Below are 11,187 nucleotides of genomic sequence, written 5' to 3' on the forward strand. Positions count from 1 at the left end.
AAAACTCTATAATTACATCACAATCTCAAAATCCTCATCCGCACAGTCACGGTCAAATCTGTCCATCAGCGCGCCTGTGATTTTTTCCACCAAACGTATCCCGCCATTATAGCCGACTATGGGCAGAAGTGTACCGCCGTAACGGTCAAGCACCGGGAAGCCCGCGCGGACAAAGGGAATATCCTCTGCCCGGGCAATCTGCTTGCCGTAGGTGGAGCCTATCATCAAATCTACCGGCTCATTTTTAATCCACTGGTGCAGCTCAAATAAGTCGGAGTTGGCTTTGGCAATGCAGCCGGTTACGCCATATTTGGCGAACAGCGCATCAATTTTGCGAGTAAATTCCTCTTTTGGGGTTCCGGTGATGACATACTTTGGAATCATACCGATTTCCAGTGCCAATGAGGTCAGCCCGATTACCACGTCCGGGTCGCCGAAAATCGCAACCTTCATCTGATAAGTATACTGGTGTGAATCCAGCATCAGGTCCACCAACTGTCCGCGTTCGGCCTCCAATTCAGCGGGCACCTCCGCTTTGGACAGCTTTTGCAGTGCCGACACGTACGCATCGGTATAGGATACGCCTACAGGCATCGGGAGGAGGGTAGAGGGTACCTTCCACTTCTTTTTGAGCAGTTCGGCGGGTTCAACGCCGATAATCTCACCCAGCGCGATAAGCCCCTTGCTGTCACCCAATCCCCGGATTTCCTCTATCGTCGTACCGCCTTCGGGGTAATACTCATACTTGCCCGTCATAGGTGCGTCCAGCACACCGCTTTGGTCGGGGAAGAAGGTGGCGGGCACGTTCATAAGCCGGGCGATACGTTTCATCTCACGAATATCGCCGGGGTTTACCCAGCCGGGGAATACGGCGGTTTTGCCGTTGGATGAGCCGGTACTTTGTGTCAGGTAATTCATAAAGCCCATCATCATATTAAAATATCCGTTGATATGGGAACCTACGTAGCTGGGAGTGTTGGTATGAACCACTGTCTTGCCCTCGGGAACGTCCATATCCATGATGTAGGAGCCCAGGTCGTCACCGATGGTTTCCGATAGACATGTGCTGTGTATGGCAATAATGTCCGGGTTGTATATGTCGAATATGTTCTTTACCGACGTATTAATATTACTCCTGCCGCCGAATACCGACGCACCCTCGGTAAATGAGGAAGACGACGCGATAGCGGGTTCCTTGAAATGGCGGGACAAAACAGTTCTGTGATAGGAACAGCATCCCTGTGAACCGTGACTGTGCGGCATACACCGCTTCACTCCCAGCGCTGCATACATCGCGCCCACCGGCTGACATGTTTTACAAGGGTTTATCCGAAGAGCACTGCGTTCCTTTACTTCTTTTGGTGTTAAATCCAGCATTATTTTTCACCTCCTATTGTGCCGACCAGCATGGGCTCATGCTTCCACGGCGGCGTAACCAGACTCCAGGCGTTGGTATAAAGCGCCATTGTAATATCCCGTCCGAAGTTTACTGAGCCCCTAAAGCCCGAATACGGTCCGGAATAGTCATAGGAGTGAATCTGTCTTGAAGATACGCCCGCCTTCTGGATGGAGTATTTATCCTTGATTCCTGAAAGAAAGATGTCCGGCTTCATACGCTTGATCAACTCGTCGGTTTCAAAATGGTTATAGTCATCCACCACCACGTCTCCTGCTTTCATAAAAGGAATCATGCCATCGTAGGTGTCCAGCTCTATGCCGTCCTTACCGGATTTGAGCGCTGCGATTTCGTCTTCGGTATAGATTTCGCGGTAGAACCTCTCATCCGGTGATACCGTTATGCTCTCAATGTTTTTGTTGTCGGCGTCATTCTTGATTTGAGGGATAATGTCCCGCCCTTCATAATCGTCACGGTGGGCAAACTCATAGCCTGCGATCACCGTCTTTATACCCAGATCCTCCAGCAGCACCTGATAGTGATGCGAACGGGAGCCGCCCGAAAAGATGCCTGCCGTCTTGCCGGTCAGCCGGGATTTATAGTACTCCATGTCGTCATAGATGGCCGCCAGCTCATCGGCGATGACCTCCTCAACACGCGCCGTTAATTCCGGGTTGTTAAAGTATTTCGCGATTTCCCGCAGGGATTTGCAGGTAGCGCCTACGCCGATAAAATTAACTTTCAGCCAGTCCATGCCATATTTGGTTTTCATCATTTCTGCGATATAATTGATGGAGCGGTGGCACATAACCAGATTCAGATGCGCCTGATGGGCGCTTTTTAAGGATTCATAAGAAGCGTCGCCGGTGAACATGTTTATCACCTCAATGCCGCACCGCTTCAGGATGCGCTCTTCCTCCCAGCCATCGCCGCCAATGTTGTACTCGCCCAAAATATTGACTGAAAAACTCGTCCTGGGCGGTTTGTCGCCGGTGCCGATTACATACCGCATCAGCCCGTTGTTGGCGATATGGTGTCCGCCCGACTGGGAAACACCTTTATAGCCTTCACAGGAAAAGCCAATTGCCGTTATGCCGTACTTCGCTTCGGCACGGCGGGCAACCGCCTGCACATCATCACCGATAAGACCGATGGGACAAGTGGAGCATATCATGATACACTTAGGATCAAACAGCTCCATGGCTTCGTCAATTGCCTTTTCCAGCTTCTTTTCGCCTCCGAACACAATGTCTGCCTCCTGCATATCGGTGGAAAAACAGTAGGGCACGAAGTTTTTATCGGTATGTTCGTCCGGTTTTGCCTTATTGCGCCGGGTAGCCCAGCTGTAGAAGCCACATCCGACAGGTCCGTGAGTAATGACACACACATCCTTGAGCGGACCTACCACAACACCCTTGCACCCGGCGTAACAGCAGCCCCGGGCCGTCATAACACCGGGAAGGGCACGGGTGTTGGCGGTTATGGAATTGGATTCCTCTGCTCCATCCATCTGTAAAATATGATCTTTACGGTTTTTATAAACCTTTGCCGAATATTTTTCCAGTAATTTTTCTCTATAGGTCATTGTCAACCACCCCCTTAATATGCCTCCACGGTCGGCTCTCCGCTTCTGACCGTATAGGCTTCCAGAATGGGTAATACAAAAATCCTGCCGTCACCCGGGTTACCGGTTTGATTGGCGGCGATAATGGTATCAACCACTTTTTGTACATCCTTATCATCCACAATCAGCGTGAAGAAACGTTTGGCAATCAACCTCGTGGCCTCAGTCAGGTTCTCCCCGATTGTGTTCAGCGGAAGTTCTCCCTCCGCCAAGACAGTCCTTAACAAATCCGGATCAATGCTCTTTTTTCCGCGCCCAAGACATTTCCGGCAGGTAAAGGCGGGGAACCCGTTGTCTGCCAACGCTCTTTTTGTGAGGTTGACCTTATTGGTACGAATAAAACACATGATTTCTCGCAATACAAAGCACCTCCCTTACAGCCCGGATGCGCCGGTGCTGATGGTGTAAGCGGATTCCACAGCCGATACGAAGATACGCCCGTCTCCAAAGGTTCCCTGACCGGTTCTGGCGGTGCGTATAATGATTTTTACCAAATCGTCCTTATCCTCATCGTTGCATACCACCAGCAGCATATCTTTTGGGATTTCATCATAAGTGACCTCACCCACGGTAATACCCTTTTGCTTTCCACGCCCGAACACGTCCATTTTGGTAATGGCGGGGAAGCCCGCCGCCGCCAGCTCGCTCATAACCGCTCCCGATTTCTCCGGTCTTACAATCGCTCTTACTAATAGCATAGTAGTCTTCTCCTCCTCTTAATCTAAAATTCCGTGTTCCATCAAAATTGCTTCCAGCCTGTCGATGGACATAGGTCTGGGAACCACAAACATGTCATTGCCGTCAATCTTGCGCGCCAATGTCCGGTATTCGTCGGCCTGCGGCTCATCGGGCGAAAAGTCGATAACTGTCTTTTTATTGATTTCCGCCTTCTGCACCGCATTGTCGCGGGGGACAAAGTGAATCATCTGGGTTCCGATCTCCTTCGCTACCGCGCTGACCAAATCCGCTTCGCCGTCTACCTTACGGGAGTTGCAGATCAGTCCTCCCAGACGCACGCCGCCGGTGTTGGCATATTTTGAAATCCCCTTTGCGATATTGTTTGCCGCATACAGCGCCATCATCTCGCCGGAACACACGATATAAATCTCCTGGGCCTTGCCCTCACGAATGGGCATCGCGAACCCGCCGCACACAACATCCCCAAGAACGTCGTAGAATACATAATCCAAATCAGCCTCATATGCACCTAAACGCTCCAGCAGGCCAATTGAGGTGATAATGCCGCGTCCCGCGCAGCCGACGCCCGGCTCCGGTCCTCCCGATTCCACACCCTTGATTCCGGCGTATCCTACCTTCAGAACCGTATCCAGCTCAATGTCTTCGCCTTCCTCGCGGAGGGTGTCCAAAACCGTCTTTTGCGCCAGACCGCCCAACACCAGACGGGTAGAGTCGGCCTTTGGATCACAACCTACAATCATAATTTTCTTGCCCATCTCTCCCAACCCTGCCGTGAGGTTCTGAGTGGTTGTGGATTTGCCGATGCCGCCTTTTCCGTAAATAGCTACCTGTCTCATAAATTTACCTCCTTATCATGATGAACGAAACTTCTTTTAACCTATATAAATAAACAATGGGGTGGTGTCCGCACGTGAAGCATATCTTCACGGTTGAACTCCCACCCCATTGTCGGGTTAACGATTCGTCGTCACTTATTATGATTTAATTATAGAGGCCCGCCAGAAGCAATTCAATACATCATATTGTCGAATCCATACAATGCAGAACCCCCATTTTTTGTTTAATTTAACGAGAAATCGCATATTCATCCTTTGATTTTGGTTGAACCTGGGAAGGCACGAAGTGTGATATAATCATCCAAGGTAAGAAAGCAATTTAGGTCAAGAGATGATTGCCCCGGATATGTTAGACTTTCTTCAGGTGGTAGGAATGTTAAGCAATTGGGAAAAAATAAATGCTGTACAGAGAATGCAGGAATATATCATGGCGCATTACCGTGAGGAAATAACTTTACAGGACCTGGCTAAAGCTGCGATGTACTCGCCCTGGCATTCTTTGCGTGCTTTTTCAGAGCTGATGGGGAAAACACCCTTTGAGTATCTCCGAATGGTCAGACTGTCAGCGGCAGCCAGAAAATTACGGAATACCAGTACAAGCATACTCGACATTGCGTTGGAATCTGCATTTGGCTCCCACGAGGGCTTCACCAAAGCTTTTTCCCGCGAGTTCGCCATAACTCCGCAAGAATACCGCAAAAGGGCGCCCCCGCTGCGATTATTTTCCTACTACCCCATCCGTGATTACTATAAGTTATTTGAAGGAGGAAAGGAAGTTATGTCTGATATGGTTGTTTTTACGCAGGTTATCGAAAGGCCGAAACGAAAGCTCATATTAAAACGGGGAATAAGGGCTGCGGAATACTTTGCCTATTGTGAAGAGGTGGGCTGCGATGTGTGGGGGATTCTTGAAAGCATTAAGGGCGCTTTGCAGGAATCAATTGGTGTCTGGCTACCCGAAAATATGCGTGTGCCGGGCACATCGGAATATTGCCAGGGGGTCGAAGTTCCTGTTGATTTTTCCGGGGAAATTCCCGACGGTTTTGATATTATAGATTTACCCGCCTGCAAATATATGGTTTTTCAAAGTGAACCGTTTGAGGATGAAAAGTTCGGTGAAGTAATAAGCACTGTATGGAATGCTGTTAAACGCTACAATCCAAAACATTTCGGATGGGATTGGGCACCAAACGACGGTCCGAGATTTCAGCTTGCTCCAATAGGAGCACGTGGCTATATTGAAGGAATTCCAATTCGGGAGTATAAAGGTGAAGGCAGCCAAAATATTCAAAATTACTACTAATTCTGGTTAACCCTTGACAGGTTTTCTGTCGAGGGTTTTTTGTACCCCAAAGTAGCTTGTTCATGGCAACATGTTTTTTCCGCTATTTAAATACAGGAATCCAACGGACAGTTAACTATGTTTCAAGGGCTGAAAAGTATCCGGAAACTCTGTGGAGGAAGGCGTTTAAAATGAGAATTTGGAGTACCGTTTTTTATATAATAATCAGGACCTAAGGCTCGGCAATGAACTTACCCCGTCCCAGCTGCGGAATTTGGAGGATTCGCTTGAGAGGGAGATAATTGACAAAACTATGCTCATACTTGAAATCTTAACAAAAAGAGCGAAAACGCGGGAAGCAAAACTTCAGGTGGAAGTGGCACGGCTTAAATTTATGCTTCTCAGACTGGAAGGCCTGAATGATAATCTAAGCAGACAGGTGGTTCTGGTCTCAGAAATAAAGGCTCCGGAGAAATAAAGCTGGAACTCGACAAGAGGAGGATAGAGTCTAAAATAGCTGAGCTGAGTAAAGAGTTGGAACTGCTTGTAAATGAGAGAAATATCCAGCGCAGCAAAAGAAACAAAGCCAGACTGCCTTCTGTTGCATTGGTAGATTATACGAATACAGGCAAATTAACGCTGATGCTGTCGCGGCTATGCAAAATTACTTTCTTTTTGGTCTGTTATTTAGCAGGACTAAGGCATTGTAAGGTGTTACTGCTACAGAATAAATTGTAAAGAGCGAAAGGATGAGTTATACCTTAAAAAGAGAACGTACTTGGTGGTCGGCTAAAGATCTTGAAATTTTTACTGAAGTATAGCGAACGGTATATTTTCTACAAGCTGAACGGTTTTGGTAACGGGTGCTACCATTTTTATAGATTCATACTTTTGTTAATAGATAACCATCGGGCAGATAGTGGTATTGTCTCCATTACGGGTCTGGAAATGAAGCTTTAACTATTTATAAACAGACGTACTTTAGATCACATATTTACTAGTAAAAAATAGAGGATTTTGTAATTGTACATAGAATTATTTTATTAAGATTATGATGCTAATGGAGGATAAAATGAATGAGAGGAATAGAAAAATACCTAGTAGAAAATATACAAAAGGTTGATTTTGGCGATATAGATGGTTTATATGATGCTAATTTGGAAAAATACTTTCTTGATGATAACTATTGGCAGAAGATAATTGAAGAAAATACATTTTACATTATTGGCAGAAAAGGTACTGGTAAATCAGCAATATATAAATGGATTCAAACCCAATCGGTAATACATGGATGTTTAATTTCAAATTTATCATTTAAAACTTTTCCATTTGAAAAACTTTTAAAACTGAGTGATGATAATTTCTCAAAACCAAACCAGTACCAGAGTATATGGAATAACATAATATTATCTGAATTTGCATCTTTAATCGTTAGAGATGAACTTGCTACGATAAATGACGAGTTTAAAGAAATGAAATCATACGTTGATTATGTTTTTGGCGAGGATTTAGTTGATTTGCATAAACAAATTACTACAATTGCTGATAAAAGCTCAACAGGTATATCGATTAAGTATATTACTGGACAAACGGAAAAATCATGTAATAAAACTTTAAATGATGAACTTGATAACATAACTAAAATAAATAGGCGATTGGAAAATTTAATTATTAATTATTTAATTAAGTATTCGGGTAGCAATAGATTTATCATACAGTTTGACCAATTGGATGATAATTACAACCAATTGCAGGACTTTAATAATTATCATCAAGCAATTATTAGTTTGTTTAAAGTTATTTATGATATTAACCAAACTTTTCGTTCTAAAAATATTAAAGATTCGAAAGTAATTGCATATTTAAGATCAGATATATTTTATTCAATAAATGCATTTGATTCGGAAAGTGCCAGATGGGATAGATACAAATTAAATCTAAATTGGTCTATCGTGAATAAAGATGATTGGCAAAACCCAAGGCTAATACAAGTGATTAATAAGAGAATAAGTTCTTCAATTCGTTCTATTGATGAAAGGAATGCATTCTCAACTATTTTTGACAGTAAAGTTATACGTATGGAGGATAATGGAAGACCCATAAATATTTTTAAATATTTAATCCATAGGACTTTTCATAGACCTAGGGATCTTGTTCAATTCTGTATTAAAATTCAAGATGAAGTTAAAAGCACTGGTAACCTCTACCATAGGACAGTTAATAATGCTGAGAAAGAATATTCCTTATGGCTGCTTTCTGAAGTAGAAAATGAAATAGGCGTAAAGGTTAAAAGAATTGATACACTTTATGAGTTTTTGAGATTAATGGGGTCTCAGTCATTCCCATTAACAGCTTTCAAAAGCCAATTTAAAAACTTCGAGGATAAAATTGAGATGGAAGCAGAAGAACTATTAAAATACCTTTACAGTATGGCTATAATTCACAATGTTAACTATACAACTAATAATACATACGATTATAAAAATAGATATAAAAAGGGTTATACGGAATATTTTTCTGTCATTAGAAACGATAGATCAACTTTTAATAGAGATCTAAAAATCCAAATACATCCGGGGTTTTGGAAAGGGTTGCATACATAAAATTACTCTAATAGAAGGTAATCAAAGAGTTAGGTCTCTAAAATACCAAAAAATTAGTACTTGAATATGGGTTTGCATCAACATTGTATCGTCTACCCCGAACCAACTCGCTGATTTGTATTGAGATGTTTTTGGCGCAGATGTCAACGTGGATCACAGTGAGACGCACTGCATTGAAAATCTTGTTCGGAAAAAGAGATGAAACCACTAACTGTATCGTCGGGAGTTACGATGAAGGGTTTATGCTGCAGACATTAAATGCATATCAAGGCTTCGAGTTCAGAGTTACGGATGCTGACGCAGAGTACAACGGATATGGGATTAGGCATTGAGGTTAAAGAACCTTCGAAAGATTTGCCTTGAAGGTATTGACTTCTCAATATTAAAAATCCAGATGGAAATGACACGATATTGTAGCTTCGCTATAATGCTTTTTAGTTGTGAGAGGACGGGACTAATCGTTTCCTCATACTCTATTGCAGGAAAATATGGTATTATCTTATAGAGGTCATTACAACTGCCTGAATTAAGAAGGAAAAATGAGGGTTATTATATTCCAGTGAAGGAGAACAAGTCCAATGTGATTATACCTATGTCTATAGATTATGCTACTCAGATATTTGGATGAACATATGAAAATGAGTATTTGATTTTTAGTTTTCATCGTCCAAGACAACATGTAGAATTGTTTTTACTAATGGATTTTATAAATTGATAACCGGCCAATCTCATGTTATAATTAAATAAAATAAAAAGAAATTGAGGTGTTAAGAGTGAGGATTTTCTTTATCAGAATACGCAATTTAGTTTAATCAAAACTAAATAAAAATAAGGTAATCGACCTTTCAGCAGGTCTGTTTGTGTACCTTATTTTATGGATTCTTGTAAAGAACATCATACTTGCTTTTAATATTACCATTCCGAGATTCGTCAGATGTAAGTGTAATTAATACATCATTCATGTCTTTTTCGGTACATTTTTCGATTTTGGTGATGAAAAAATAGGGCTGCAGGTGAATTTTGTTCATTTGCGGCCTTTTCATATTTATTCCGTTGTTCGAATACAGGAATCCAACAGACAGTTAACTATGTTTCAAGGGCTGAAAAGTACGGTTTGTGACGTAGCCTCCAATATCAATGGAACAAGTGAAATCATGACTCCGTGCTATAAAGTATTTATTTTAGCATATCGAAGGAGCGATTGATTATGATACAAAAACAAAGAGCACTTTTAGTAGGTATAAATATAAATAACCAAACATTTTTTAAGGACTCAATGGAAGAACTTAAGAATTTAGCGGCTGCATGTGAGCTGGAAATTGCAGGGGTGGTCGAGCAGAATTTGAAAGCAGTTAATACCGCTTACCATATCGGCTCAGGCAAGGTGAAAGAGGTAAGGCTGCTGATTGATGAAGTAAAAGCGGATGTTGTTGTTTTTAGCAATGAACTCACCCCGTCCCAGCTGCGGAATTTGGAGGATTCGCTTGAGAGGGAGATAATTGACAGAACTATGCTCATAATTGAAATCTTCGCAAAAAGAGCGAAAACGCGGGAAGCAAAACTTCAGGTGGAAGTGGCACGGCTTAAATTTATGCTTCCCAGACTGGAGGGCCTGAATGATAATCTGAGCAGGCAGGGAGGCGGTTCTGGTCTCAGAAATAGAGGCTCCGGAGAAACAAAACTGGAACTCGACAAGAGAAGGATAGAGTCTAAAATAGCTGAGCTGAGTAAAGAGTTGGAGCTGCTTGTAAATGAGAGGAATACCCAGCGCAGCAAAAGAAACAAAGCCGGACTGCCTTCGGTTGCATTGGTAGGTTATACGAATGCAGGCAAATCAACGCTGATGAATGCGCTGGTTGAGGTTTATCAAAAGAATGCTGATAAAAAAGTATTTGAAAAGGATATGCTCTTTGCTACCTTGGAAACTTCAGTCAGAAATATTACTCTGCCGGATAAGAAAGCCTTTCTGTTATCCGACACCGTGGGATTTATCAGTAAATTGCCTCATGAACTGGTCAAGGCCTTCCGCTCAACATTGGAAGAAGTAAGGACTGCAGATCTGCTCCTGCATGTGGTGGACAGTTCGAACCCAAATTTTGTTCAGCAGATCAATGTGACTAATGAAACATTAAAGCAGATAGGTGCCGATAAGATACCAACCATACTTGTATTCAATAAAGCTGATCTGACCGATGTGACAATCCCCTGTATTGAGGATGGAAAAGTATATATTTCAGCTAAAAAGAATTCAGGAATGGAAGAATTGGTCGGGCTCATTGGTAAAGAAATATTTACACAGTATATGGAGTATAAAATGCTGGTCCCATATGACCGGGGAAATATAGTGGCGTATTTTAATGAAAATGCAGATGTTAAGGCGGTAAGTTATGAGAGGGACGGAACATTGCTTACTGTGGAATGTAGGGTAAGTGATTATAAACGGTTTGAAAAATTTGCTTTTAAGGGATAATCAAGTATAAGGCAATGCTTTAAAAAATAAGTTTATGCATAAGTTTATGCAATGGATTTATACTGCAGCTGTTCACTCTAACCAGCTGAAACCCTGGGAAAACTAATCTTCCCAGGGTTTTTTCTGCGCACGGCACGGGCAGTCGGAAAATATTTAAAAATCCGGGTGTTAAATCAACTTCAAAATTTACTATTCAATATAGGAATAAATTTTAGGAGTTGAACAGGATGTACACCAGAGCACCTGATAAATCGGCAGCGGCACAGAACAAAAACCT

General features: G+C 42.8%; 8 protein-coding genes and 1 pseudogene. 4 read left to right on the forward strand and 5 right to left on the reverse strand.

Translation table 11 applies throughout. The features are described from left to right. Positions 1-12: 12 nt before the first annotated feature. The 5 genes from T344_RS0116510 to nifH are packed head-to-tail and all read right to left on the reverse strand — an operon-like array spanning position 13 to position 4,555. Complete coding sequence (locus T344_RS0116510; protein ID WP_027629627.1) at positions 13-1,377, reverse strand: nitrogenase component 1; 1,365 nt, start codon at positions 1,375-1,377, stop codon at positions 13-15. Beyond that, positions 1,377-2,981 carry a nitrogenase component I subunit alpha gene (locus T344_RS0116515; RefSeq protein WP_027629628.1) on the reverse strand — a complete coding sequence of 535 codons (1,605 nt, stop codon included), beginning with the start codon at positions 2,979-2,981 and terminating at the stop codon, positions 1,377-1,379. Before T344_RS0116515 ends, T344_RS0116510 begins: the two co-directional genes overlap by 1 nt. Positions 2,982-2,995: 14 nt before the next feature. Next, on the reverse strand, positions 2,996-3,379 hold the full coding sequence (locus T344_RS0116520) for a P-II family nitrogen regulator (protein WP_004626481.1): 384 nt from the start codon (positions 3,377-3,379) through the stop codon (positions 2,996-2,998). A 15-nt stretch (positions 3,380-3,394) separates the two neighbouring features. After that, complete coding sequence (locus tag T344_RS0116525) at positions 3,395-3,718, reverse strand: P-II family nitrogen regulator (RefSeq protein WP_027629629.1); 324 nt, start codon at positions 3,716-3,718, stop codon at positions 3,395-3,397. Positions 3,719-3,736: 18 nt separating this feature from the next. After that, complete coding sequence (gene nifH / locus T344_RS0116530) at positions 3,737-4,555, reverse strand: nitrogenase iron protein (protein ID WP_004626521.1); 819 nt, start codon at positions 4,553-4,555, stop codon at positions 3,737-3,739. Between the two features lie 373 nt (positions 4,556-4,928). Here nifH and T344_RS0116535 point away from each other — a divergent pair, with 373 nt between their 5' ends. From T344_RS0116535 to hflX, 4 genes and pseudogenes are all read left to right on the forward strand, one after another. Continuing rightward, entirely contained in the window at positions 4,929-5,858 is a 930-nt protein-coding gene (locus tag T344_RS0116535) for an AraC family transcriptional regulator (protein WP_051571965.1), read from the forward strand. Positions 5,859-6,111: 253 nt separating this feature from the next. After that, positions 6,112-6,575 (forward strand): annotated as a pseudogene (locus tag T344_RS30445) (hypothetical protein). Positions 6,576-6,913: 338 nt separating this feature from the next. Further along, the gene (locus T344_RS28490; RefSeq protein ID WP_034861896.1) at positions 6,914-8,440 is read left to right on the forward strand and encodes a P-loop ATPase, Sll1717 family; all 1,527 of its coding nucleotides are present in this window, start codon (positions 6,914-6,916) and stop codon (positions 8,438-8,440) included. A gap of 1,207 nt (positions 8,441-9,647) precedes the next feature. Next, positions 9,648-10,910: a GTPase HflX gene (gene hflX / locus T344_RS0116560; RefSeq protein ID WP_027629633.1), complete on the forward strand. Its 1,263-nt coding sequence runs from the start codon at positions 9,648-9,650 to the stop codon at positions 10,908-10,910. The last annotated feature ends 277 nt before the right edge of the window (positions 10,911-11,187 follow it).

It is taken from the genome of Ruminiclostridium cellobioparum DSM 1351 = ATCC 15832, assembly GCF_000621505.1.
Lineage (GTDB): Bacteria > Bacillota > Clostridia > Acetivibrionales > DSM-1351 > Ruminiclostridium > Ruminiclostridium cellobioparum.

Bases quoted from the DNA above. Each gene is read 5' to 3' on its own strand.
- T344_RS0116515 (WP_027629628.1), bottom strand. From the start codon at position 2,981: ATGACCTATAGAGAAAAATTACTGGAAAAATATTCGGCAAAGGTTTAT.
- T344_RS0116525 (WP_027629629.1), bottom strand. From the start codon at position 3,718: ATGCTATTAGTAAGAGCGATTGTAAGACCGGAGAAATCGGGAGCGGTT.
- T344_RS0116535 (WP_051571965.1), top strand. From the start codon at position 4,929: ATGTTAAGCAATTGGGAAAAAATAAATGCTGTACAGAGAATGCAGGAA.
- T344_RS28490 (WP_034861896.1), top strand. From the start codon at position 6,914: ATGAGAGGAATAGAAAAATACCTAGTAGAAAATATACAAAAGGTTGAT.
- hflX (WP_027629633.1), top strand. From the start codon at position 9,648: ATGATACAAAAACAAAGAGCACTTTTAGTAGGTATAAATATAAATAAC.
- nifH (WP_004626521.1), bottom strand. From the start codon at position 4,555: ATGAGACAGGTAGCTATTTACGGAAAAGGCGGCATCGGCAAATCCACA.
- T344_RS0116510 (WP_027629627.1), bottom strand. From the start codon at position 1,377: ATGCTGGATTTAACACCAAAAGAAGTAAAGGAACGCAGTGCTCTTCGG.